Here is a 24,576-nt window from a genome sequence, read left to right on the forward strand (position 1 = left end):
TCAGCTCGTCAGCGCCGTGACGTGGCCGGTGAGAAGCCCACGGAAGGTCTCGGACTCACGGAGGTCGGGCCCGAAGACGGACTCGACGCCCAGGAGCGCCTCCACCAACTGCCGAGGTTCTTGTCCGGACCCCTGCAGGGCCGCGCGAAGCTTGTCCGCCTGCGGGTCGTCCAGGGACAGTGGGCGGCCGTTCACGTCCTGGCCCCTGGCGACGTAGACCATCCAGGCAGCGACGGCCAGAGACGCCAGCCGGGGCTCGGCGTTGGCGGCCAGGCGGTCGCGGACCGTCCCGAGCAGGCGGACGGGCAGCTTGACCGAACCGTCCATTGCGACCTGGGCAGTGCGGTGTTTGAGAGCAGGGTTGGCGAAGCGCTCCAGGACGCTCGCCCCGTACGCCGTCAGATCCAGCCCGTCCGGCGGCGTCAGCGTCGGGACCACGTCGCTGGTCATCAACTGCTGCGCCAGCCGAGCGAGTTCCTCGTCGCGAACGGCCTGCGCGATCGTCTCGTAACCGCGCAGCCCGCCCAGATACGCGAGCATCGAGTGGGTCGCGTTCAGCATCCTGAGCTTCGCCTGCTCCCAGGGCGCCACGTCGTCGGTGAGCACGGCGCCGGCCCGGTCCCAATCCGGCCGGGGCCCGGCGAAGTCGTCCTCGATCACCCACTGGAGGAACGGCTCCGCGACCACCACAGCCTCGTCCCGTACTCCGAGCAGGCGCGCGGCCTCGTCCCGGTCGGCCGCCGTGGTGGCCGGCACGATCCGGTCGACCATGCTGGCGGGGAACCTGGCCACCTCCAACTGCTTCGCCAGGCCGGCCGGCGCACCGGCGGCGGTCGCGTAGTCCTCCATCAGCCGCCGGAGGAAGGGGCCGTTGGCCACCAAGTTGTCGCAGGAGACGATCGTGAGCGGGCCGGCTCCGAGCTCGGCCCGCCGAGCCAGGCCGGCCGCCAGTTGCCCGACGACAGTCCGGGGCGGCCGACCGGTGAGGTCCGCCCGGATCTCCGGATCCGTGAGGTCGAGGCCCCCGGCCGCGGCGGCCCGATAACCCTTCTCCGTCACCGTCAGCGTCACCACGGCGACCTCAGGGCCGGCGATCCGGTCGACCACGGCCTGCGGGTCCTCCGGCGCGGTCAGGATGTCCCGGATGCTGCCGATCACCCGGATCGAGGGATCACCCGGGCCACGAGTCAGTACGGCGTACAGGCCGTTCTGGGGGGCGAGTTGGTCGCGAACGGCTGTCGAGCGCTGGCTGACCCCGCCGATACCCCAGCCGGTGCTTCCGGTCAGGCGGGCGGCTTCCTCGGTGAAGACGGCCTGGTGGGCGCGGTGGAACGCGCCGAGCCCGAGGTGGACGATGCCGACGGTCAGCTCGCGAGGATCCACCGCCGGCGGGTGAGCCGCCGGGAGGCTGGCGAAACTCAGTCGTGCGGTCATGCCGATACCTCCGCTGCTCCGTTGGCCGCGTGGGCCCGGGTCTCTTCCAGGGTGGCGACGTGGCCGGTGCCGCCCACCCCGCCGACGGACAGCGAAGCGGCCGCCACTCCGAGCCGGACGGCGTCCACCAACTCGTCTCCCAGCGCGAGTCTCGCCGTCACTGTCCCGGCGAAGGAATCTCCCGCACCAGTCTGGTCGACCACCATCGGCGCGGTGATCGCCGGTACTTCGATGATCCGCCCCGCGTCGTCGAGCAGGACGCCCTCTGCGCCGCGGGTCAATGCCACCGCCCGCACGCCGAGCTCTCGGATCGCACTACTGACGGCGCTCGGGTCGTCGGAGTCGCTCACCAACTGGGCTTCTCCCGGCCAGGCCGGCGTGACGAGCCGCGTGTACTTCGCCAGCCCGCGGAGGTGCTCCGCCGCGCCGGCCGCGTCCACCAGCCGGGGACGCCAGTTCGGGTCGAATACGAAGCACCGCGAGTTGGAGGCCGCGACTCGCACCGCCTTTGCCGAGAGCGGGGAGATCGCACACGCGATACCGCTGGCCAGCACCGCACCGGCCCGGGCGACCAGATCGAGCGGCACATCGCCGGGGCCGAGTCCCGAGCCGGCACTTCCCCGGCGGACATAGGTGAACTCCCGGTCGCCGGAGGGATCGGCGTGCTGGAGGTAGAGCCCGTGCTGGCCGTTCACCCGGCGTACCTGGGACGTATCGATGCCTAGCGCAACCACTCGTTCGAGCAGCCGGTCGCCCAGCTCATCGTCGGGCACCCGCGCGAGCAGCGCCGTGTGCGCCCCGGCAGCGGCGGCCGCGGCGGCTGAGTTGAGCGCGTCGCCGGAGAAGTTCAAGGTCAGGTTCGTACCGGCGTCGAGCGGCTCGGTGGAGCTGAGCTCCACCAGGATCTCGCCGATCACCAGCACGTCCGGGATCACCATGAATGCACCGTTCCATCCTCCAGGCGGTTCACCGGCAGATAGGCCGGGCGATACGGATAGGCGGCCGCGGCCTCTTCGTCGAGGTCCACGCCGAGACCGGGCTGTTCTCCCGGCTGCAGATAGCCGTCCGCGAAGCTGTAGCCGTGCGGGAAGACCGCGTCGGTCTCCGGCGAGTGCGGCATGTACTCCTGGAGACCGAAGTTGGGGATCGAGATGTCGAGCTGCAGCGCGGCCGCCAGACAGACGGGCGACAGGTCGGTCGCGCCGTGCGAGCCGCTCCGCACGTGGTAAAGCGCGGCCAGGTCGAAGATGCGGCGCAGATGGGTGATGCCGCCCGCGTGCACGACGGTGGTCCGGATGAAGTCGATCAGCTGCTCCGAGATCAGCTGTTGGCAGTCCCAGATGCTGTTGAACACCTCACCGACCGCGATCGGCGTCGTGGTGTGCTGCCGGATCAGCCGGAACCCCTCCTGCAGCTCGGCCCGGACCGGATCCTCGATCCAGAACGGCGAGTACGGCTCGAGGCTCTTCCCGAGCCGCGCCGCCTCGATCGGGGTCAGCCGGTGATGGACGTCGTGCAGCAGTCGCAGGGTCGGCCCGAACTCGTCACGGACCGCCTTGAACACCGAGGGGACCTGCGCCAGGTACTTCTCGGTGGACCAGACGCTCTCCGCCGGCAGATCCAGCTCCGCGTTGGCGGGTTCGTACGTCGTACCGACGTGGCCGACGCCGTACGTCGACGCGAGTCCGGGGATGCCGGTCTGGATCCGGACCGCCTTGTAGCCGAGGCCGACGTAGTGCTCGACCTCCGTCAGCAACTGCTCGGTGGTATCGGCGCCGGCGTGTCCGTAGACGGTCACGCCGTCGCGGCTCCGGCCGCCGAGCAACTGGTGGACGGGCAGGCCCGCGACCTTGCCCTTGATGTCCCACAGGGCAGTGTCCACGGCAGCGATCGCGGACATCGTCACCGGTCCGCGTCGCCAGTACGCACCCTGGTACAGGTACTGCCAGGTGTCCTCGATCCGCGCCGGGTCCCGGCCGATCAGCAGCGGGATGACGTGGTCGTTCAGGTAGGAGGCGACGGCGAGCTCACGACCGTTCAGGGTCCCGTCGCCGATGCCGTGGACGCCTTCGTCGGTCTCGATCTTCAGCGTGACGAAGTTGCGTCCAGGACTCGTGACCACCACCCGGGCGGCGGTGATCCTCATTCAGGTTCCTCCTTCACCCGGGCCACCAGCTGGGTCGGATTGACGAAACGCAGCGCCACGACGAGCAGCACCAGCATCATCGACGTGTAGATGACGGCCATCGCGTCCACCGACTGCTGGGCCCGGATGCCGGCCGCGGACATCGAGTAGTACAGCGCGACCACGAGCGTCTGCGAGTCCGGTCCGGCGGTGAGGAAGGTCAGCTCGAACATGCCGACCGTGCGCACGAGCACCAGGATCGCCGAGGCGAGCAGGCCCGGGACGAGCAGCGGCGCCAGGATCTTCAGGAAGATCGCCCGGGTCCCGGCGCCGAGCATCCTGGCCGCGCTCTCGACCCGCGGATCGACCTGCTCGATGAACGGCGTCATGGTCAGGATCACGAACGGCACCGATGGAACCAGGTTGGCCAGGACGACGCCCGACAGGTGCCCCGCGAAGCCGAACTTGTAGAGCACGGTCGCCAGCGGGATGCCGTACGTGATCGGCGGCATCAGGATCGGCAGCAGGAAGGTCAGGTAGACGAGCCGCTTGGCCGGGAAGTTCTGCCGCGCCAGCACGTACGCCGCGGGCGCGCCGATCAGCACCGACAGGATCACCACCAGCGCCGACACCAGCAGCGTCACGGTGACGACCTGCAGCAGGCCGAACTCCCGCCACGCGTCGCCGTACCACTGGGTGGTGAAGCCGCTGGGCAGCCAGGTGTCGAACCAGCTCTTGCCGAACGAGCTCACCAGGACCGAGCCGACGATCCCGGCGAGGTTGATGAAGAAGAACACGACGGCGGCCCAGATCACCCAGGCGGTCGGCGTCGCCTTCAGCGAACGCCGCGGCTTCGCGGGTACTGCGGTGGCGGTCATCCCTTACCTCCGGTGGATCCGGTATAGAGCCGAGCCCGCCAGACCAGCACGATCGCGACCACGACGAGCTCCACCGCGCCCATGATCATCGCGATCGCGGAGGCGTAGGAGTAGTCGTACTGCTCGTACGCGGCCTGGTACGCCGCGAGCGAGATCACCCGGGTGGAACCGGCCGGGTTACCCACCAGCACGGCCGACGGGAAGACCGAGAAGGCGAGCACGAAGGTGAGCAGGAAGGTGGTCGCCAGGCCGGGAGCCAGCAACGGCAGCGTGATCCGGCGGAACCGCTGGGCGCGGGAGGCTCCCAGCGTGGCGGCGGCTCGCTCCAGGGTCGGGTCGATCCCGCTCAGGTACGACAGGACGAGCAGGAACGCGAACGGGAACCCGGTGATGACGAGGGAGAAGAAGACACCCCAGTAGTTGTTCGTCAGCCGGACCGGGTCGTCGGTCAGGTGGATCGCCATCAGCACCCGGTTGAACCAGCCGGTCGGGCCGAGGAAGTTCAGCAGCCCCTGGGCGGTCAGCACGGTGCCGAGCGTGATCGGGACGACGAGCAGCGTGGTCATCAGGCGCTTGCCCCGGAACCGGCCGCGCAGCCGGAACGCGATCGGCACCGCGGCGAGCACGTTCAGCAGCGCCGCGGGCAGGGCGATCTTCAGCGTGGTGGCGATCGTGTCCCGCTGGTAGGCGTCGCCGAAGAACCGCTGGTAGTTCGCGAGCACGCCACCGCCCTCCATCGGCTGGAACGACAGGCTCAGGCCGTAGAGGAACGGGTAGATGAACAGCACCAGCACGAAGACCGTGGCCGGCAGCAACATCCAGAGCTTCCGGTCGACGCCACGTTCGGCCAGCCGATGCCGCCAGTTCAGGGACGGGGCGGACTCGGTGCGGGCGCTCATACCGCCAGACCTGCCGGCGCCAGTTCGGCCACGGGGACATCGGCCGAGCTCTCGGACGGGTACACCAGGAGCCGTCCGGGGGTGACCGTGACCGAGACGTTGTCGCCGGCCACGACCTGACGATCCGTCCGCGCGTGCAGCCGGACCCCGCCGTCGAGGGCGACCTCGACGGCCAGCTCGCGGCCTTGGTACTCGACGACCTCGACGCGTCCCTTGAGCCCGGTGACGTCCTCGTTCCCGAGCCGGACGTCTTCCGGCCGCACCGCCGCGACGACCTCGTCGCCCGAGCTGATCGATCCCTGGGCGACGCCGTTCACGGTGGTCCCGCCGAGCGGCACCGTCACGGCGTCGCCGTCGACCCGGTTGGCCACGAGTGGCAGCAGGTTCCGGTAACCCATGAAGTCCGCGACGTGCCAGGTCGCCGGCTTGGTGTGGACCTGCTCCGGCGTGCCGATCTGCTGCACGCGGCCGAGCCGCATCACCACCAGACGGTCAGCCATGCTGAGCGCCTCTTCCTGGTCGTGCGTGACGTAGACCGTGGTCAGACCGAGCGACTGGTGCAGCCTGCGGATCTCGGTCCGCATCTCCAGCCGGAGTTTCGCGTCCAGGTTGCTGAGCGGCTCGTCCATCAGCACCAGGGACGGCTCGAGCACCGTCGCCCGGGCGATCGCGACCCGCTGCTGCTGCCCGCCGGACAGCTGGCCGGGCAGCTTGCTCGCGTGCTCCTCCAGCCGGACCATCTCGATCGCCGCGTCGGCCCGGCGGCGTACCTCGTCCTTCGGCAACCGGCGCATCCGCAGCCCGAAGGCGATGTTGTCGCGCACGGTCAGGTGCGGGAAGAGCGCGTAGTTCTGGAAGACCATGCCGAAGCCGCGCTTCTCCGGCGGAAGCGTGTCGATCCGCTGGTCGTCCTGCCAGATGCTGCCCGCGGTCAACGGCAGCAGGCCGGCCAGACAGTTCAGCGCGGTCGACTTGCCGCAGCCGGACGGCCCGAGCAGGGCGATGAACTCGCCCCGCTCGATCGTCAGGTCCAGGTCGGCCAGGGCGTCCGCCGTACCGAACCGGCGGCCGACGCCGTCGAGCCGGAGCCGGCCGAATCCGGTCACGAGCTCTTCACCTTGCTACCACCGACCTCGCGGTCCCACTTGTCGAAGGCCGCGACCAGGCCCTTGGCGTCCAGCGGTACTTCGGTCGGGTTGTCGGCGATGAGCTTCTCGTACTCCGGCCGGCCGAAGTTCTTGATCGCGTCCTGGCTCTCCTGCGGCGCCTGCGACAGCTCGACGCCCTTGACCGCCGGACCCGGGTAGAAGTAGCCCTTGTCATAGGCCTTCGCCTGCTGCTCCGGGGTGAGCATGAACTGCAGCAGCTGCAGGATCGCGGCCTGCTTGTCGGTCGAGACGCCCTTCGGTACGACGGCGTAGTGCGCGTCGGTGACCCAGTGGAAGCCCTTCAGCGTGGTGATCGCGGCTTCCTTCGGGATCGTACCGAGGACGCGCGGGTTGATGTCCCAGCCGGTGGTGCTGACGATGATGTTCGACGAACCGTTGGCCAGCGCCTTCATCGTGTCCGCCGTACCCGACGGGTAGTAGTCGACGTACTGGTTGAGCTCCTTGAGGTAGGCCCAGGTCTTGTCCCAGCCGTTGACCGGGTCCTTCGGGTCCTTGTCACCGAGCACGTACGGCAGACCCATCAGGAAGGTGCGGCCGGGGCCGGAGTTCGAGGGCCGCGCGTACATCACCTTGCCTTTGTTCGCCTTCGCGTAGGCGAGCAGCTCCTCGGCACTCGTCGGCGGGTTGGCCACCTTCGCCGGCAGGTACTCGAGCAGAGGGCCGGACGGGTAGTACGTCACGGTGACCCCGCTGTTGCCCGCCAGCTCCTGCATCTTCTGCGCAGGGGGCAGGTAGTCCTTCATGCCCGGCAGCCGGTCGGCGTACTTCGGCAGCAGGTCGTTCCAGATGCCCTGCTGCTGCCCGGCGGACAGGCCGTCGGTACCGGTCAGGACCAGGTCGATGTCGACCCGGTTCGCGTTCTGCTGGGCCTTGATCTTGCCGGCCAGTTCGGGCGCCGGCGACTTGGAGTAGGTGACCTTGGAGATCACGTCGGCGTGCTGCTTGACGAACTCGTCGATCATGCCCTGGGTCAGCTGCAGGTTGCCGGCCACGTCGAGGATGTTCAGGGTGACGGCCTTCGACGGCTTGTCCGGCACGTCGCCGGTGCTTTCGGCGGCCGGCTGGCCACTGGTTGGGGCTCCGCAGGCTGCGAGCACGGCGAGAACGCCGGCCGTGGCAATCATCCGGTAGGGGCGCATCCGAGTTGTCTCCTCTGGATCAGGGTCGTGCTTGGCGGTGGGCCACGCCGGTGGAGTCCCGCACGATCAGCTCGCCGGGCAGGCTGCCGCGGCTGCCGACGATCGTGTCCGGATCGGGAGCGTCGAGGACGGCGAGCAGCAGCTCCACCGCGATCTCGCCGGCCCGTTGTTTGGGCAGCCGCACCGTGGTGAGTGCGGGCCGGGACATCCTGGACATGGCGATGTCATCGACGCCGACCACGCTCAGGTCGTCGGGCACCGAGATTCCCCGTGCGTGCAACCGGGCCAGCAGCCCGATCGCGACCAGGTCGTTGTACGTCACGACGGCGGTGGCACCGGTGGCCACCGCCTGGTCGGCGGCCGCCATCCCACCGTCGTAGGTGGGGGCGAAGTGACCGACCTCGATCAGCTCCGCTCCTGAGTCGCGGGCGGCCGCGGTCAGGCCGAGAATGCGGTGCGCGCTGGACCAGGAGGTCTGCGGTCCGCCGACCCAGGCGATCTTGCGGTGGCCGAGCGCGACCAGGTGAGCGACCGCCTGCCGCATGCCGCCCTCGTTGTCGAAGGTGACCGCGGCGATGCCTTCGACCAGCCGGTTCACCAGGACCACGGTCGTCTCCTGGGCGATCGCGGCCAGGTCCTCCTGGCTCGCGCGGGGCGAGCACAGGATCATCCCGTCCACCTGCTTGGCGAGCGCGCGGACGAGACCGGCCTCGGCCCTCGCGTCCTCGTCGGTGTCGGCCAGGAAGACCGCCACGTCGGACGCCCGGGCCCGGGCCTGAACGCCCTTCACCACGCTCGGGAAGAACGGGTTCGCCAGGTCGGGGACGACGAGCCCGATGTTCCCGGTCCGGCCGGTGATCAGTCCGCGGGCCGCCCGGTTCGGTTCGTAGCCGAGCCGATCGGCCGCCGCCTGGACCCGGGCCCGGGTGGTGGCGTTGACCACGCCCGGCATCGACAGTGCCCTCGACACGGTGGACGGGGACACGCCCGCCAGGCGGGCGACGTCGCGGATCGTCGCGGCCATCTCCACCTCCAGCCTCGCTCCGGGCGACCCGAGCGGGCCGTTGGGTGAGTCTGCAATCGGTTGCAGTCTTGTGTCAAGACTTCAATGGCCGATTGCGGTCAACTACTGGACTTCCCTTATTTCCTGGACTTGTGCGAGGCTGACAGTACTGCAATCCTTTGCAGCATCCGTTGCAGTCGACCCCTCACGGAGGACCCATGCCGAAGGCCCTGCAGCCTCATCCGGACCGCGCCCTGCCCGCCGGCGAGGCGCGCGAGGTGGCCCGCCGGATCCACGCGTCCACCCAGGACCTGCCGCTGCTGTGCTTCCACGGTCACGTCGACGTCGGCCTGTTCGCGACCGACGAAGCGTTCGGCAACCCCGCCGACCTGCTGGTGGTGCCGGACCACTACGTCACCCGGATGCTGGTGTCCCAGGGCGTCGCGCCCGACCGGCTCGGACTCCCCCGCCGCGACGGCGTACGCACCGCCGAACCGCGCGACATCTGGCGGGAGTTCTGCTCACGCTGGCAGCTCTTCCTCGGCACTCCGAGCCGCTACTGGCTCGAGCACGAGTTCTCCGAAGTGCTCGGCCTCGACGTCGCACCTTCCGCGGAGACGGCCGACCAGCTGTACGACGAGATCTCGGCGCGACTGGCCGAGCCCGAGTTCCGCCCGCGCGCGTTGCTCGACCGGTTCAAGATCGAGGTCATCTCCACCACCGACGCGGCCACGGACGATCTGGCGTACCACGCGAAGCTGGCCGCCGATCTGCCCGGGCGGGTGATCCCGACGTTCCGGCCGGACGCCCTGGTCCACCTCGACCGGCCCGGCTGGAGCGACCTCGCGGAGCAGCTCGGCGAACGCGCCGACACCGACACTTCGACGTACCAGGGTTATCTGGAGGCACTTCGGCGGCGGCGGGAGGCGTTCCGCGCCGCCGGTGCGCTGGCGACGGACCACGGGCACCTCAGCGCGGCGGCTAGTCCCCTGGAGGACGCGGCCGCCACGCGGATCTATGACTCCGCGCGGAAGGGTGAGGTGTCGGCCGACGATGCTGCCGCGTTCGCAGGGCACATGCTGTTCCAGATGGCGGCGATGTCGGCCGAGGACGGGCTGGTGATGCAGCTTCACCCGGGCGTACTGCGGGATCACCACCCGGACATCCACGCGACGTACGGACCGGATCAGGGGCACGACATCCCGGTAGCGACCGAGTTCACGCGATCGTTGCGGCCGGTGCTGGAGAAGTTCGGTCATGCCGAGGGGTTCCGGATGGTGCTCTTCACCGTCGACGAGACCACGTACTCGCGTGAGCTCGCCCCGATCGCCGGTGTGTACCCGACGGTCCGGCTGGGCGCGCCGTGGTGGTTCCTCGACAGCCCGGACGGGATGCGGCGGTTCCGCGAACTGGTGACGGAGACAGCGGGCTTTTACAACACGTCTGGCTTTGTCGATGACACGCGGGCCTTCCTGTCGATCCCGGCTCGGCATGATCTCGCTCGCCGGATCGACGCCGGCTACCTGGCGAAGCTTGTGGTCGAGCACCGCCTGGAAGAGGACGACGCGTTCCAGGTGGCGCAGGACCTCGCGTACAACCTCGCCCGGACGACGTACATCCGCTGACCCGCCGCTGCGTGCACACGAGCGCCGCGAACTGGCGAAGGTGCTGCTGAGCTTTTCGTCGAGGCGCCGGGTTCGGCAGGGCGACTATGTGCGTTCACGCGCCTGGGCGGCTGCGTGTGTTCGCACGGGCTTCGACGGCGTCAAGTACGGCGCTGTAGGTGGGGCTGGCTGGGACGGTGATGGTCATCGTCAACGCAGCTGCACCGGCAGTGTCGGTCGTGGGGGTGAAGTCGAAGGTGAAGAAGGAGCAGCAGGAGACTTCGCGGGTGGCTAGATCTCTGGCTTGAGGTTCGGTTGTCGGGAGGAGTGTCAGGTCGAGTCTGGTGGGGTCGACTCGGCGAATGGCTTGGACCGAGTCGGCGAAGAACTGGTCGAACTCGGCGACCCTCAGCGGTTGCTCGACGGTTGGCAGGGTGCACGAGGAGGGGACCCACGTGTTCTCGTCGGTGGGCGGCGGGCTCGTGGGCGACGGTGGGTGGGGGTTCTTGGTAACGGACATGTTCCGACCGTAGGGGTGTACCGCGGTATCGATTGCAAGCCCTGGGTGAGCACCTATAGTTGGGCGACTTCCGGGGTTGGTCTTGGGTATGAGGGGAACGAATGGGACGCGGGATCACGTCGGCGGGGGCTGCTTTGGTCGCTGTCTTCTTGTTGGCGGGGTGCAGCGACGATCCAGAGCGAGGGGCTCCGGCACCGAGTGGGCCGAGTCTTGGGGTGCCTACCGCCGCTCCCTCCGCGGCTAGCGTCAAGCTTGGGCCGACTGGGCCGGCGACTGCGGCTAAGTGTGAAGGCGTGATGATCGCGGTCGGCGCGGATCCGCAGAAGGTGATCGAGGCCAACCCGGAGGCGAAGACGTTCTGCTTCGGGAAAGGTCTGCACAGGATCGGGCGGGCGCTGCGGCCTAAGGCCGGGGTTACGTTGGCTAGCAGTGAAGGGGCTGTGCTGACCGGGTCGGTTCCATTGACTGGGTGGCGGGCGGACGGCGCTGCAGGTCGAGGACGACCCGCGCGTTGGGTGGTCCGCGGGGTGTTGCCGGCGGCGTACGAGCTCAAGGGCAGGTGCGAGGACGAGAAGACCAATCCTTGCCAGGTGGGTGAGCAGATCTTCGTGGATGGCAAGCACCTCACTCGGGTGATGAGCCTGGACGCGCTCGAGTCCGGGACCTTCTTCGGTGACTATCAAGCCAACGCCGTGTACGTCGCCGACGACCCGGCTGGTAAGTCCGTCGAGATGTCACGCACCCGTACTGCGATCGAGGCGTCCGCGGCCGACGTCACCATCACCGGGCTGACCATCGAGCACTTCGCCAGCAAGCCGCAAGGTGGTGCGCTCCAGGTCGGGCCCGGGTGGAAGGTGACGGCCAATGAGGTTCGCTGGAACCACGCGGTCGGGGTGATGGTGATCGAGGGCGACAAGGCCGTCGTCAGCGGGAACACCGTCGCAGACAACGGGCAGCTCGGCATCGGGCAGTACCACTCAGCCGACGTGAAGCTGACCGGCAATCTGGTCACCCGCAACAACACCGACGGATTCTGGATCGCGGACTGGGAGTCCGGCGGGATCAAGTCGACCCGGTCGTCCGGCGAGGTGTCGGGCAACGACATCGTGGCGAACCGCGGGATCGGGATGTGGAGTGACATCGCGGAGTACGACCGGGTGATCACCGGGAACCGGATCCGCGACAACGCGGCGGACGGGATTCGGTACGAGATCAGCTACAACGCGACGATCGAGCAGAACGTGGTCGAGGGCAACGGGTTCGGGACCGGGCGTGGGTCCGGGCCGAGTTTGTGGGACGGCGGCGGGATCAACGTGAACACGTCTGCCGGTGTGACCGTGGCCGGGAACCTGGTGAAGGACAACCGGAACGGCATCGCGATCCAGTCGCGGACTCGCGGCGACGGGCCGCGCGGGAAGTACGTGCTGAAGGACGTCGTGATCGAGGCCAACCAGGTGGTGATGGACGCGAAGTCCGCGAGCACGGGTGTGGTCGAGAACAAGGATTCGCCGGCGCCGGACGGTGCGATCACGTTCAGCCGGAACAGCTATCGGATCGGTGGGCAGAACGCCGAGCGGTTCGCCTGGCGCGGCAAGACGATGACCTGGACCCAGTGGCAGGAAGCCGGCTTCGACAAGGACAGCATCAGCAGCTAGCGCCCGCGGGTGGCGGCTGGGGCCAGGCCGCTGGGGTTAGTTAAACCCAGCGGGTTTTGGTGGTGGTGATTGGTTTTGTGGTTAGGGACTTGGCTCGGGCTCTTAAGCGGTCGGAGTCGCAGACGGCTGCCGCTACCAGCAGGTGGAGAGTCATCGAGCTGAGGTCGGAGAGGCCGCTTTCATTCAGAGAGGCGACTGAGACGTAGCCGAGGAGTAGGGCGCCGCTGGCCTTCACGAACGGCGTGGGGGCGCGCAGTACGCAGACCCAGGCGACGATCATCGCGATGCCGACGATGGTGACTGCCAGCAGGCCTGTCTCCCAATAGAGCCCGAGCCAGCTGTTGTCGATTGCCATCACGTCGATGTCGCCTTCGCCGCGGCGCAGCAGGACGCGTTTGTTGCCCAGGCCGTGGCCGATGATCGCGGTTTGCAGCGACACCTGTTCGTCCAGCACGTACTGCCAGCTGGTCGTCCGGCCGCTCAGTGAGCTGATCTGCTTGGTGCCCTGGCCACGGAGCAACCAGTTGTGCAGGGACGGAACGACCAGGAACGCGAGCCCCATCAACCCCGGCACGGAGATCGACGCGATCCGGCCGAACCAGGTCTTGCGGGTCAGCATCAGAGCGAGCACCAGGCCGAAGGCGATCGCCGCGGCCGCGGTGCGGGTGCGGCTCAGCGCGACCAGTACCAGGCCGATGCCGATCAGCGTGCTCGCCGGGATGAACTTCAGCTTGCGCGAGAACAGCGCGATGATCGCGAGGCCGGCCAGGATCGCTCCGACCTCGCCGACTCGCGGTGGCAGCATCGGGATCAGGACGCCCTGCAGCCGGTAGCCGGTGCCGAACGAGCTGAGCGGCCGCCAGGCCACCTCCGGACGCCAGATGACGCTGAGGACGACCGTCAGGGCGAGTACCAGGTGAGCGACCAGGTGCGCCCGGATCAGGCGTTCGGGCCTGCGGACCAGCGGTCGCCAGAGCATGTAGAGCAGGGACAACCCGATCAGCAGCCGGGCCAGCCGGAGCAGCGGGCCCACCGGGTCGGCGAGCAGGAACGCCGTGGCGGTCGCGAACAGCGCGTAGGCCACGTACAGGTTGGTGGCCGGATTGGCCCGGGTCCGGAAGCCCGGCTTGATCGCCGCCAGCGCGATCAGGAAGATCGCACCGAGCAGCACGCCCTTCATCAGGCTGTTGGTCGACCCGGTGGTGCCCTGCGGCGCGGCGGCCCGGGACGACCACGGCTGGACGCCGAGAACCAGCAGGCACCACAAGAGCATCCACAGCCACTTGGACTTGTCGCGGTCGGTCTCGTAGGTGGTTCCCGGCACCGGCGGCGCCGTCAGGGTCATCGAAGCACCATCGGGGTCATCGAAGCACCGTCAGCGGATCGGCGGCGCGACCGGGTCGGCCGAACTGAAGTTCAGCGGGATCCCCAACGTCTCGTCATGCCGCGAAGCACCGATCAGTACTACGCCCAGCACCGGCGCGCCCGCGAACGCGAGAGCGGCGGTCAGCCGGGTGACGTCGGTCTCCTTGTCGAGGCCCACCTGAATCACCAGCACCGAGGCGTCGACAGCCGCGGCCAGCGGGCTGATCCCGTGCCGGCCGACCGACGCCGGACCGTGGATGACCACCGAGTACCCCGGGGGCAGGTCCGCCACGATGCCAGGCACCAGCGAAGGCCCGACGGCCAGCGCGGAATCGTCGTGGCTCAGCCCCGGAGGCAGTACATAGAGGTCCGCGACCGTGCCTGGGCGGAACAGCTTGCGAGCCCGTACTGCGCGCGTCGCCGCGGGCTCGGTGACCAGGTCGGTGAGGCCTTCATGATCGGTCACGTGCGAGACGACCGGAGTACCGCGCAGGTCGGCGAGGACGAGCAGCGTCTCGCGGCCGTCACGAGCACTCGCCTCGGCCATCGCCAGCGCGATGCCGGCGGAGTTCGGCGTCGCCGAGGCTGACACGACGAGCAGAGCGCCCGCGCCACTTCCACCGATCCCCTTCGGGTTCAGCTCGCGGCGAGCCAGTGCGCCGCTGGCCTCCGTCCCCAAAGCGGTGACTTCCGACGGCGGCAACTGCGGCGCGGCCCGGTGCCAGAACCGGCGATGCCCGACCGACGCGGTGATGACCGGTGAACCAGCCGCGCGCGCAGCCTGGTCGCGGGTCAAAATGAACGGGCTCAGGTGAGTGCTCAGCAGGGCCAGGCCAAGACCCAGCACCAGGCCGAGGATGCCGCCGACCGTGATGTCGCGCATCACCAGCGGCGACGAGGACGCGGTGTCCTTGGTGGCCGGCGTGACCAGTTGGCTGCTGGCACCGACGCCGGACAGAGCCTTGTTCATCGCGGACGCGTCGTCGGCGGCCTGCCTGGCCTCGGTCGCGAGACCGACCCGCTGATCACGCAGCGCCGCGGCGGTCTGGGTGTCGCCGTTCTGGACGGCGTCCGAGATCTGGCTGACCAGGGTCCTGGACTGGGCCGTCGCCGTCTTCGCCCGGTCGGTCGCCTGGCTGGCCAGCGTGACGAGCAGGGTTTTGGCCTCGGTCTGGCGCTGGGCGAGGTAGATCCGCGCGATCGCGTTCGCCCGGCTGACCGCGTCGTCGGCGGTCGGGCCGTCGATGGTGATCAGGTACGCGTTGTCGGTGACCGCCTTGACCCGGGTGACGGAGGCCAGCGACTGGACCGAGTCGTCGCTCGTCGGCAGGCCGAGGGACTTGGCGACCTCGCGCAGGATCGTCGGGCTGGCCATCACCCGGGCCTGCGTTTCGGCCGGCAGGTCGAGGCCGAGTGGACCGGTCTTGTCCGCACCGGTGGGCAGGTTGCCGACCAGCGCCGGCGGCACGGCCGGGCCGATCACGACCTGGCTGGACGCGGTCCACCGCTCGGTCTGGGACAGCGAGAAGACCGCCGCACCGCCGATGCCCAGCAGGACGCAGCCCAGAATCAGCCACTTGTGTCGCAGAAGTGACTGAGCGGTGTCCCGCCAGACCACAGTGCCCGGTTCCATCCGGTCCCCAATCCAACCAACGCTGGTCACATGTGGTGACCGGATCCTTGCCGAGGCACAGGATATAGGGATCGCCCACCCCATGAAACCGACCTCGGGTCCGCCGCGCGCGGGAGACTGGTCAAACCTCACTTTCTGTGGCCTACTCTGTGCTCGGGGGAAATCGGGGGATTTCACCATCGTCGCGAAATCACACCTGTACGGCGCCGGGGCGGCGCCTGTCCGAGGGGGACACCGCTGTATGAAGAAGAGATGGCTGTTCGCACGTCTGGGAGTCGTCGGCGCTCTGCTGGCCTCCACTGGGGTCCTGGTGCTGGCACCGCCGGCCCAGAGCGTCAGTGCCTCCCTCTCGGCGCTCGACAGTCCGGTCTGGCAGACCAACGCGAGTGTCCAGGGGATCGCCGTCGCCGCCGGTAAGGCCTACGTCGGCGGCCGTTTCACCAGTGTCCGGCCGCCGGGCTCGCCACTGGGCACCAACGAGGTCGGGCAGGCCTACCTGGCAGCGTTCGACGCGACCACCGGCAATCTGGTCGCCGCCTTCAACCCGGTCCTGGACGGCCAGGTGTACGCCGTGGCCGCGTCCGCGGACGGTTCCCGGATCTTCATCGGGGGTGACTTCACCACCGTCAACGGCGTGACCCGCAACCGGATCGCCGCCTTCGACACCGCCACCGGCACGCTGGTGTCCAACTGGAAGCCCTCGGTCTCCTACCGGGTCAAGACCATCGCCGTGTCCGGCAGCACCGTGTACTTCGGCGGCTCGTTCGGCCTGGTCAACGGCAACGACCGGCTCCGGCTCGCCGCGGTCACCACCGACCTCGGCACCTTGTTGCCCTGGGCCCCCTCGACCAACGGCGACGTGTACGCCGTGGACGTGGCCGACGACGCCTCCAAGGTGTTCGCCGGCGGCCAGTTCAGCACGGTCAACGGCACCAATCAGAACACCGTCTCCAGCCTCGACCCGGTGACCGGCGCCGTGCTGCCGTTCGCCGGCGCCTCCGCGGTCCCGCCGCCGAACGGCTCCTGCACCACCCGGGTGAAGGCGATCGACGCCAGCGGCGACACCGTGTACTTCGGCAACGGTGGTGACGGCGGCGGCTGCTTCGACGGCACCTGGGCCGCGGACATCGCCACCGGCGCGCTGAAGTGGAAGAACCAGTGCCTGGGCGCGACCGAGACGATCAAGGTCGTCAACGGCTGGCTCTACAAGGGTTCGCACGCCCACGACTGCGCCTACAACGGCGCCGGCGGCTTCCCGCAGGGCTTCGGCTACCGCTTCCTGCTGACCCAGTCGCTGACCGACGGCAAGCTCGGCCCGTGGTTCCCGAACACCAACGCCGGTCCGCCCACCGAGGTCGGCCCGCTGGCGTTCGCGACCGGCGGCTCGGACCTGTGGGTGGGTGGCGACTTCACCACCTCCAACGGTGCCGGCCAGCAGGGTCTGACCCGCTTCACCAACGCGGGCCCGGGTGCGGCTCCGGCCAAGCCCGCCAAGCTGACGCCGTCCAGCGTCCAGCCGGGGGTCGTACAGATCCACTTCCCGACGGTGGTGGACAACGACGACAGCACGCTGACCTACCGGCTGCTGAAGGGCTTCAGCAACACCACGATCGCGACCTGGACCGCCACGTCGACGCCGTGGGACAAGCCGTGGCTGCACTTCACCGACACCAACGTCACGCCGGGCGAGGTGACGAACTACCGGGTCGAGGTGACGGACGGCACGACCACGATCCGGGGCAACTACTCCGACCCGATCACGGTGGCGAGCACCGCGTCGACGGCGTACGAGCAGATCATCGGCTCTGACGGCCCGCAGGCGTACTGGCGGCTCGGCGAGGCGGTCGGCACCACCACGTCGGTCGACTCCTCCGGCCAGAGCAACAACGGCACGTACTCCGGGATGACGCTCGGCCAGGCCGGCGCGATCGCCGGGAACACCGCGGCCGGCGCCAGCGCGAGCAACGGCAAGATGGTCGGCGAGAAGGCCTACAGCATGCCGCAGCAGTTCACCGTGGAGGCCTGGTTCAAGCAGAGCTTCCTCCGCGGCGGCCGGATCATCGGCTTCGGCAACTCCAAGACGGTCAGCAGCAGCCAGCAGGACCGGATGCTCTACCTGCGGTCCGACGGCCGGGTCAGCTTCGGGATCAACGACGGCACCCAGCGCATCCTCAACAGCGCGTCGAACAAGAACAACAGCAACTGGCACCACGCGGTCGGCAGCTTCGACAACGGAGTGATGAAGCTGTACGTCGACGGCGTGCTGGTCGGCAGCCAGACGGTCGGCCAGGCCGGGCTGTACTACGGCTGGTGGCGCGTCGGCAACGACAACACCAACAGCTGGTCGGGTGGTGGGGCGACGCAGACGGGCATGGTCATCGACGAGGCGGCGGTCTACCCGTACGCGTTGACCGACGCCCAGGTGCTGGCTCACTACAACGCCCGCTGATCAGCACGAGAACCACCCGAACACCGCACGCTGAGCGGACGGTCGGGCTGCTATAGCACAAAGTCATAACGCCGGAGGGAGGCCAGCTTCACGTTGGTCTCCCACCAGCGCTAGATTTCGCGTGCCAACGCATCCCCCTCCGCCCAGTCCTAAGGACGTTGATGAAGAAGCTAGTTCTGGCAGTCGTGACAGCTGCCGCTGTGCTCGGCGCTGCCCTGATCCCCTCCGGGCCACCGGTGGTGGCGGCCACGTCGGGCTTCGGCTCGGCCGTGTCGGCGATCAAGCAGCTGTCGTGGCAGACCAACTCCAGCGTGAACGCGCTCGCGGTCTCCGGGAACACGGTGTTCGCCGGCGGCCTGTTCACCCGGATCCGGCAGCCCGGCAAGCCGGCCGGTCAGGGCGAGGCGGCCCGGACCTACATCGCTGCCTTCAACCGCACCACCGGCGCGCCGACGGCGTTCGCGCCGAAGCTCAACGGCGCCGTCTGGAGCATCGCCACCAGCCCGGACGGCAACTGGGTCGTGATCGGCGGCGACTTCACCACCGTCAACGGCCTGCCCCGCAAGCACATCGCGATGTTCAGCGTGGTCACCGGCAAGCTGGTCGCCGCCTGGGACCCGGCGGTCAACTACCGGGTCAAGGCGCTCGGGATCTTCGGCAACAGCGTGTTCCTCGGTGGTTCGTTCGGCACGGTGGACGGCAAGGTCCGCAACCGGCTCGCCGCGGTCCGGCTGATCCAGGGCGACCTGCTGCCGTGGAACCCGAACGCCGACGACGACGTGTACGCGATCGACCTGTCCGACAACGGCACCCGGGTGTTCGTCGGCGGACCGTTCACGAAGGTCAACGGCAAGGACCACTACTCGCTGGCGATGCTGAACAACACCACCGGCGCGGCCTTCTCGTTCCCGGCCGCGGCGGCCATCCCGAAGCCGACGTTGAAGTGCACGACCCGGGTGAAGGACATCGACACGCTCGGCGACAAGGTCTTCGTCGCCAACGGCGGCGACGGCGGCGGCTGCTACGACGGCGTCCTGGCGGCTGACGTGCCGACCGGCAAGCTGCTGTGGAAGAACAACTGCCTGGGCGCGACGGAGGCGATCAAGGCGATCGGCAACTGGGTCTACAAGGGCTCGCACGCGCACAACTGCAGCGACTCCGGCGCCTTCGGCGACGGCACCGGTACGCACTATCTGCTGGTGGAGAGCGGCATCAACGGCAAGCTCGGCCCGTGGTACCCGAACACCGACGCCAACCAGGCCAGCACCACCAAGGTCGGCCCGCTGGCGATGGCCTCGGGTGGCAACGACCTGTGGGTCGGCGGCGACTTCCTGCACGTGAACGGCAAGATCCAGCAGGGTCTGACCCGGTTCACGAACGCGCCGGGGGGCGCGGCACCGGCGGTACCGAAGGCTCCGGCTCTGTCGAGCACGCTGGCCAACCAGGTGACGGTCAGCTTCCGCGACGTCTACGACCTGGACAACATCTCGTTGACCTACAACGTCTTCCGCGGCGCGACCAACATCGGGTCGTACAAGCTCAACACCTACTACTGGGAGCCGCGCAAGACGATCACCCTGGTCGACAAGGGCGTCAAGAGCGGCCAGACGGTCAGCTACCACATCGAGGTGCACGACGGGCGCAACATCATGAAGGGCCCGGCGTTCTCGGTGAAGGTCCGGTGAGCCGGGCCATGTGACTCTCGGCCGCACCAAGCGGCGCGAGAGGTACATCCTTGAGGGGGGATGTTGTGAAGAAGGTGGGGATTTTCGCTCTGGGTGGATTGCTGGTGGCAGCGCTGCTGTCACCAGCACCTCCGGCCCAGGGCATCGGCGCCTCGCTGCCGGCTCTGACGAGCCCGGCGTGGCAGACCAACGCCAGCGTGCAAGGACTCGCGGTGGCGAACGGCAAGGCGTACGTCGGGGGGCGTTTCACCAAGGTCCGGCCACCGGGGGCGGCAGCCGGTACCAGCGAGACGACGCGGACCTATCTGGCCGCGTTCGACCAGAACACCGGTGCGCTCGACACCGGGTTCAACCACACCCTGAACGGGATGATCTGGGCCATCGCGGCCTCGGCCGACGGGTCCCGGGTCTTCGTCGGCGGCGACTTCACCAACGTCGACGGGCAGACCCGCAACCGGGTCGCCGCCTTCGACACCGCCACCGGCGCCCTGGTCACCAACTGGAAGCCTTCGGTCTCCTACCGGGTCAAGGCCCTCGCGGTCTCCGGTGGCACCGTCTACCTGGGCGGCTCGTTCGGTCTGGTCAACAATGTCGCCCGGCCTCGCCTGGCCGCCGTGACGACCAGTACCGCGGCGCTGCTCCCCTGGGCTCCGCAAGCCGACAACGACGTCTACGCGATCGACGCGGCCGACGACGGCTCGAGGGTCTATGTCGGCGGCAACTTCTCGACGATGAACGGTACTGCGCGCTGGTCCGTGGCCAGCCTGGATCCCATCGACGGATCGCTGCAGGTCTTCCCGGCCGCAAGCGCGGTACCGAACCCGGCGCCGGGCTGCACCTCGCGGGTCAAGGACATCGAGACCAGCGGCGACCGGGTGTACTTCGCCAACGCCGGTGACGGTGGCGGCTGCTTCGACGGCACCTGGGCGGCGGAGGTGGCCTCGGGCAACCTGCTGTGGAAGAACAACTGCCTGGGCGCGACCGAGTCCGTCACCGTCGTCAACGGCTGGCTCTACAAGGGCTCCCACGCGCACGACTGCGCCTACCTCGGCGGCAACGGGTTCCCGCAGGGCCCCGGTCGGTTCCTGCTCACGCAGCACCTGGACACCGGTGAGCTCGGTCCCTGGTTCCCGAACACCAACACCGGCGCACCGACCGCAGTAGGCCCGCTGGTGTCTGCCACAGGTGGTGCGGACCTCTGGGTAGGAGGCGACTTCACCACGGTGAACGGCGGCGGCCAGCAGGGCCTGGCCCGCTTCACGAACACCGGACCCGGTGCGGCTCCGGCCAAACCGGCCCCGGTGAACCCGACCAGCTACAAGGCCGGCCAGGTCAAGGTGAACTTCCAGACCGTCGTGGACAACGACGACATCACCCTGACCTACCGAGTACTGCGGGGCTTCAGCAACACCGTGGTCGCGACGTACACGGCGGACTCGAGGTTCTGGAACCGGCCCTGGCTCTCCTTCACCGACACCGGTCTCCCCTTCGGGTCCTCGCAGGTGTACCGGATCGAGGTGACCGACGGGAGCCACACCCTGCGCGGCAACTACTCGGCCCCGGTGACCGTGGCGAGCGTGGACGCGCCGTACGACCAGCAGATCCTGGCGGACGGGCCGACGGCGTACTGGCGACTCGGTGAGCCCAGCGGTACGGCGAACGCGACCGACTCGTCCGGGCAGAACAACACCGGCCCGTACTCCGGGGTCAGCCTCGGCGCGACCGGCGTACTCACCAGCGGCGGCAACACCGCGGCCGACTTCACCGGCAACGGCCGGATGATCGGGCAGACCTCGACCAGCCAGCCGCAGAACTTCAGCGTCGAGGCCTGGTACCAGACCACCTCCGGCAGCGGCGGCAAGATCGTCGGCTTCGGCAACAACCCGAACGGGACCAGCAGCCAGTACGACCGGCACGTCTACCTGCAGAACGACGGCAGGGTGACCTTCGGCGTCTACGACGGCTCGACCCGGACGATCAGTTCGGCGCCGGGTACCAACGACGGCCAGTGGCACCACGTGGTCGGCACCTTCTCGCCGGGCTCGATGAAGTTCTACCTGGACGGCGTCCTGCTGGGCACTCAGAGCGTGACCGCCGCCGAGGCGTACACGGGGTACTGGCGGATCGGCGCCGACAACCTGAACGCCTGGCCGAACCAGCCCACGAACGCCGGGATCGACGGCACACTGGATGAAGTAGCGGTTTATCCGACGGCGCTGGACGCGAGCCAGGTCCAGACCCACTTCGACGCACGCTGACCGGGGGAACAGACATGCGACTCAGAAGGATCATCAGTACTCTCAGCGCGGCAGGGCTCGCGCTGGCCGTCGTGCCCGCGCTTCCCGCACCCGGTACCGGAGCATCCCTGACGGCGGTCGCCAACTCGGCCTGGCAGACCGACGCGAGCGTGCTCGGGCTGGCCGTTGCCAAGGGCAAGGCGTACGTCGGCGGCCGGTTTACCCGGGTGCGCCCGCCGGGCGCCGCGGCCGGTACGAGCCAGACCGTCAGGACCTACCTGGCCGCGTTCAACCAGACCACCGGCGCTCTCGACACCGGCTTCAACCACACCCTCAACGGCGTCGTCTGGTCGATCGTCGCCTCGCCGGACGGCTCCCGGGTCTATGTCGGCGGCGACTTCACCCGCGTCGACGGTCAGGTCCGCAACCGGGTCGCGGCCTTCGACACTGCCACCGGCGCGCTGGTCGCGAACATCCGGCCCAGCGTCTCCTACCGGGTCAAGACGATCGCCATCGGCGGCACCAGCCTGTACTTCGGCGGCTCGTTCGGCCTGGTCAACGGCGTCACCCGCAACCGCGCGGCGGCGATCAGCACGGTCACCGGCAGCCTGCTGCCGTGGAACCCGAACGCCAACGCGGATGTCTACGCGATCGACGCCGCGGACGACAACTCCAAGGTCTACCTCGGCGGCACCTTCTCCACCATCGGTGGCGTCAGCCGCTGGGCCGTGGCCAGCGTGAACAACTCGACCGGCGCCCAACTCCCGTTCGCGGCGGCGGCCGCGGTGCCGCTGCCGAACAGCCGGTGCACCTCGCGGGTCAAGGACATCGAGACCAGCGGCGGCGTCGTGTACTTCGCCAACGCCGGCGACGGTGGCGGCTGCTTCGATGGGACCTGGGCGGCGAACATTGCCACCGGCAACCTGGTCTGGAAGAACAACTGCCTCGGCGCCACCGAGGCGATCACGATGGTGAACGGCTGGCTGTTCAAGGGCTCGCACGCGCACAGTTGCCCGGGAGCCTTCGCGGACGGCACCGGCGCCCACTTCCTGCTGCTGCAGAACCCGGCCAACGGCAACCTCGGCCCGTGGTTCCCGAACACCAACGCCGGTACGCCGACCTTCGTGGGGCCGCTCGTCTCGGCCACGGGTGGTTCCGATCTCTGGGTGGGTGGCGACTTCACCAAGGTCAACGGCGCCAACCAGCAGGGCCTGACCCGTTTCACCAACCTCGGCCCGGGTGCTGCTCCGCTGGGCCCGGTGCTGCCGACACTGTCCAGTACTACGACCGGCCAGGTGCGGGCGACCGTCCAGACGTCACTGGACAACGACGACATCACCCTGACCTACCGGTTGCTCCGCAGCGGCAGCAACACGGTGGTCGCCACCACCACGGCGAACTCCACCTTCTGGAGCCGGCCGACGGTGACGCTGACCGACACTACGGCCCCTTCCGGTACTTCGCAGATGTACCGGATCGAGGTCTACGACGGGAACAACGCAGTACGAGGTGGCTACTCCACCGTCACTGTGCGGTGAGCCTGTGGGCCGCGATGGCCCGGTGAGCCTCGTGCCACCACAACAGGAGAGTGCAGAACGACGCGACGGCCAGGCCCCAAGCCGCACCCTTGGGGCCGGCCAGGAAGGCTCCTCCGACGCCTGCGACGATCAGGATGATCGAGGAGACCAAGCGGACCTGCAGACCTCTGGTAGCGGCTGTGAGGGCGCGCATGATGGCGAAGGCACCGGCATTCGAGGCACCGAACGCCTGCAGCAGGATCACCGGGACCATGACAGTCCTGGCCTGAGCCCAAACGCCAGGGCCGAGCAACTCCCTGCCCACTACTTCTGGCAACAGCAGGAAGACCGCTCCCCAAGCAAGAGCCCCGGCACCGACGCCCAGTGAGATCGCCAGGCCCACAAGCCACAATCGCCGGTAGGAGTGCTGCAGAGCCCGCGCAGCCTCCGGTACTGCGATCATGCGGATCCCCTGGTTCAGCACGTTCACAGGGCCCAGCAGGACCTGCGCGCCGCGGATACCAGCCGTCGCGGCCAGTCCGGCGGCTGCGGTGATCCCGATCAGGTACACCTGGATCGTGCCGCTCACCGCGAGCATCTCCCCGACGTACTTCGGGGTCAGGTCCCGGTGGCTCTGCAGCCACTCCTTGATGAGCTGCCGCCGGGGTGTCACGCCAGCCTGGAACCGGCCGGCGATAGCGGCTACCACCGCGCCCAGTCCCCAGCCCAGCGTCAGCGTGAAGGCTGTAGCCGAGCCGGTGAGGTAGAGCCCGGCGAAGATCGCGCCCATCGCCAATAGCCAGATCAGGTCGTTCAAGAAGGCTTTCTGGCCCTCCCCCACGACGAAGAAGGCCCAGCGCCAGGCATCCTGCAACAACAACCCGGGCAGGGTCACCGCGAAGGCGATCAGCACGCCCTTGGACGGGACACCCGGGAACAGCGCGATCGCCAGGCCCACGAACATGCCGACGAGCCCCGCGAGCACGGCGGTCGCAGTACAGGCTCGGACTGCTCGTTCCCAGGCCGGGCTACGACTGCCCGAGTGCCGTACGGAGAGAGGTTCGGTGGCGACCGCGCGGGAGACGTTGAGCGCGATCGTGTAGCCGCCGAAGGCGAGCGCATAGATGCCGAAGTCGGCGACGCTGCTGCTTCGCGCGACGAAGACCCCGACCGCCAGATTGCTCAGGCTGGACAGGCCCTGATCGGCCAGTCCCCAGCCCGCTCGGCCGGCGGGTCCGACCAGTCTCCGAAGCTTCAAGACAGC

The 24,576-nt window shown here is 68.8% G+C and carries 18 protein-coding genes; 6 read left to right on the plus strand and 12 right to left on the minus strand.

The window, feature by feature from the left end; genetic code table 11:
* From ABD255_RS06530 to ABD255_RS06565, 8 genes are read right to left on the minus strand one after another with little or no spacing between them, the layout of a single operon-like run.
* Entirely contained in the window at nucleotides 1-1,434 is a 1,434-nt protein-coding gene (locus ABD255_RS06530) for a mannitol dehydrogenase family protein (RefSeq protein ID WP_344210854.1), read from the minus strand.
* Nucleotides 1,431-2,372 (minus strand): sugar kinase, encoded by a 942-nt coding sequence (locus tag ABD255_RS06535; protein ID WP_344210856.1) that lies wholly within the window; start codon nucleotides 2,370-2,372, stop codon nucleotides 1,431-1,433. Before ABD255_RS06535 ends, ABD255_RS06530 begins: the two co-directional genes overlap by 4 nt.
* A complete protein-coding gene (gene manD / locus ABD255_RS06540; protein ID WP_344210858.1) occupies nucleotides 2,366-3,580 on the minus strand; it encodes a D-mannonate dehydratase ManD in 1,215 nt (404 codons plus the stop codon). The genes ABD255_RS06535 and manD overlap by 7 nt, the downstream gene beginning before the upstream one ends.
* Entirely contained in the window at nucleotides 3,577-4,437 is an 861-nt protein-coding gene (locus tag ABD255_RS06545) for an ABC transporter permease (protein WP_344210859.1), read from the minus strand. Before ABD255_RS06545 ends, manD begins: the two co-directional genes overlap by 4 nt.
* Nucleotides 4,434-5,336: an ABC transporter permease gene (locus ABD255_RS06550; protein ID WP_344210861.1), complete on the minus strand. Its 903-nt coding sequence runs from the start codon at nucleotides 5,334-5,336 to the stop codon at nucleotides 4,434-4,436. The genes ABD255_RS06545 and ABD255_RS06550 overlap by 4 nt, the downstream gene beginning before the upstream one ends.
* Nucleotides 5,333-6,442 carry an ABC transporter ATP-binding protein gene (locus tag ABD255_RS06555; protein ID WP_344210863.1) on the minus strand — a complete coding sequence of 370 codons (1,110 nt, stop codon included), beginning with the start codon at nucleotides 6,440-6,442 and terminating at the stop codon, nucleotides 5,333-5,335. Before ABD255_RS06555 ends, ABD255_RS06550 begins: the two co-directional genes overlap by 4 nt.
* Nucleotides 6,439-7,644, minus strand: coding sequence for an ABC transporter substrate-binding protein (locus tag ABD255_RS06560; protein WP_344210865.1), 1,206 nt, complete (start codon nucleotides 7,642-7,644; stop codon nucleotides 6,439-6,441). Before ABD255_RS06560 ends, ABD255_RS06555 begins: the two co-directional genes overlap by 4 nt.
* 19 nt (nucleotides 7,645-7,663) lie before the next feature.
* The gene (locus ABD255_RS06565) at nucleotides 7,664-8,668 is read right to left on the minus strand and encodes a LacI family DNA-binding transcriptional regulator (RefSeq protein WP_344210867.1); all 1,005 of its coding nucleotides are present in this window, start codon (nucleotides 8,666-8,668) and stop codon (nucleotides 7,664-7,666) included.
* Nucleotides 8,669-8,865: 197 nt separating this feature from the next.
* Here ABD255_RS06565 and uxaC point away from each other — a divergent pair, with 197 nt between their 5' ends.
* The gene (gene uxaC, locus ABD255_RS06570; protein ID WP_344210869.1) at nucleotides 8,866-10,272 is read left to right on the plus strand and encodes a glucuronate isomerase; all 1,407 of its coding nucleotides are present in this window, start codon (nucleotides 8,866-8,868) and stop codon (nucleotides 10,270-10,272) included.
* Nucleotides 10,273-10,366: 94 nt separating this feature from the next.
* Here the strand turns inward: uxaC and ABD255_RS06575 are convergent, their stop codons facing one another.
* Nucleotides 10,367-10,771 carry a hypothetical protein gene (locus ABD255_RS06575; RefSeq protein WP_344210871.1) on the minus strand — a complete coding sequence of 135 codons (405 nt, stop codon included), beginning with the start codon at nucleotides 10,769-10,771 and terminating at the stop codon, nucleotides 10,367-10,369.
* Nucleotides 10,772-11,361: 590 nt separating this feature from the next.
* On the opposite strand from ABD255_RS06575, the gene ABD255_RS06580 reads away from it, so the two are divergent.
* Complete coding sequence (locus tag ABD255_RS06580) at nucleotides 11,362-12,426, plus strand: right-handed parallel beta-helix repeat-containing protein (RefSeq protein ID WP_344210873.1); 1,065 nt, start codon at nucleotides 11,362-11,364, stop codon at nucleotides 12,424-12,426.
* A 40-nt stretch (nucleotides 12,427-12,466) separates the two neighbouring features.
* On the opposite strand, the gene ABD255_RS06585 is transcribed toward ABD255_RS06580, so the two are convergent.
* Both ABD255_RS06585 and ABD255_RS06590 read right to left on the minus strand, forming a co-directional pair.
* Nucleotides 12,467-13,771 (minus strand): O-antigen ligase family protein, encoded by a 1,305-nt coding sequence (locus tag ABD255_RS06585; protein ID WP_344210875.1) that lies wholly within the window; start codon nucleotides 13,769-13,771, stop codon nucleotides 12,467-12,469.
* Nucleotides 13,772-13,801: 30 nt separating this feature from the next.
* Complete coding sequence (locus ABD255_RS06590; protein ID WP_344210877.1) at nucleotides 13,802-15,424, minus strand: Wzz/FepE/Etk N-terminal domain-containing protein; 1,623 nt, start codon at nucleotides 15,422-15,424, stop codon at nucleotides 13,802-13,804.
* A 241-nt stretch (nucleotides 15,425-15,665) separates the two neighbouring features.
* Between ABD255_RS06590 and ABD255_RS06595 the strand changes: the two genes are divergently transcribed.
* From ABD255_RS06595 to ABD255_RS06610, 4 genes are all read left to right on the plus strand, one after another.
* A complete protein-coding gene (locus ABD255_RS06595) occupies nucleotides 15,666-17,873 on the plus strand; it encodes a LamG-like jellyroll fold domain-containing protein (RefSeq protein ID WP_344210879.1) in 2,208 nt (735 codons plus the stop codon).
* Nucleotides 17,874-18,034: 161 nt separating this feature from the next.
* The gene (locus ABD255_RS06600; protein WP_344210881.1) at nucleotides 18,035-19,558 is read left to right on the plus strand and encodes a WD40 repeat domain-containing protein; all 1,524 of its coding nucleotides are present in this window, start codon (nucleotides 18,035-18,037) and stop codon (nucleotides 19,556-19,558) included.
* Nucleotides 19,559-19,632: 74 nt separating this feature from the next.
* Complete coding sequence (locus ABD255_RS06605; protein ID WP_344210883.1) at nucleotides 19,633-21,816, plus strand: LamG-like jellyroll fold domain-containing protein; 2,184 nt, start codon at nucleotides 19,633-19,635, stop codon at nucleotides 21,814-21,816.
* A gap of 14 nt (nucleotides 21,817-21,830) precedes the next feature.
* The gene (locus tag ABD255_RS06610) at nucleotides 21,831-23,333 is read left to right on the plus strand and encodes a fibronectin type III domain-containing protein (protein WP_344210885.1); all 1,503 of its coding nucleotides are present in this window, start codon (nucleotides 21,831-21,833) and stop codon (nucleotides 23,331-23,333) included.
* Here ABD255_RS06610 and ABD255_RS06615 read toward each other — a convergent pair.
* On the minus strand, nucleotides 23,320-24,570 hold the full coding sequence (locus ABD255_RS06615) for an MATE family efflux transporter (protein WP_344210887.1): 1,251 nt from the start codon (nucleotides 24,568-24,570) through the stop codon (nucleotides 23,320-23,322). The two genes, ABD255_RS06610 and ABD255_RS06615, sit on opposite strands and share 14 nt — an antisense overlap.
* Nucleotides 24,571-24,576: the final 6 nt, after the last annotated feature.

It is taken from the genome of Kribbella sancticallisti (assembly GCF_039530625.1).
Taxonomy (GTDB): Bacteria; Actinomycetota; Actinomycetes; order Propionibacteriales; family Kribbellaceae; genus Kribbella; species Kribbella sancticallisti.